Origin of the sequence: Xylophilus sp. ASV27, from assembly GCF_016428875.1 — a bacterium.
In the GTDB taxonomy this organism is placed as follows: Bacteria; Pseudomonadota; Gammaproteobacteria; order Burkholderiales; family Burkholderiaceae_C; genus Xylophilus.
The window spans coordinates 1-302 of the sequence record NZ_JAELTO010000369.1 but is presented as its reverse complement, the minus strand read 5'-3'; the positions used below and the strand labels follow the sequence as shown (position 1 = coordinate 302).

Annotated in this window: 1 protein-coding gene; it reads left to right on the top strand. The window is 78.1% G+C overall.

Annotated elements, in window-relative coordinates:
• The coding region (locus JHD63_RS23380; RefSeq protein WP_198973182.1) for a hypothetical protein at positions 1–290 on the top strand (290 nt) is incomplete at its 5' end.
• Positions 291–302: the final 12 nt, after the last annotated feature.

The following is a 302-nucleotide window of genomic DNA, read 5'->3' as shown; positions in this document are numbered from 1 at the left end:
CCCCCCCCCCCCCCCCCCCCCCCCCCCCCCCCCCCCCCCCCCCCCCCCCCCCCCCCCCCCCCCCCCCCCCCCCCCCCCCCCCCCCCCCCCCCCCCCCCCCCCCGTTTCAAGCAGAAGACGGCATACGCGATTTCCTGTACGGTCTCGTGGGCTCGGAGATGTGTATAAGAGACAGGCCCAAGACCGCGACCGGCAAGATCCAGCGCTTTCGCCTGCGCGAGCAGGAGCGCGGGCGGATCGCGGCGGCCGGGGCCATTGCCGCGGCCAGCCGCTCGGGAGCGAGCGTATGACGGCGCCGCAGT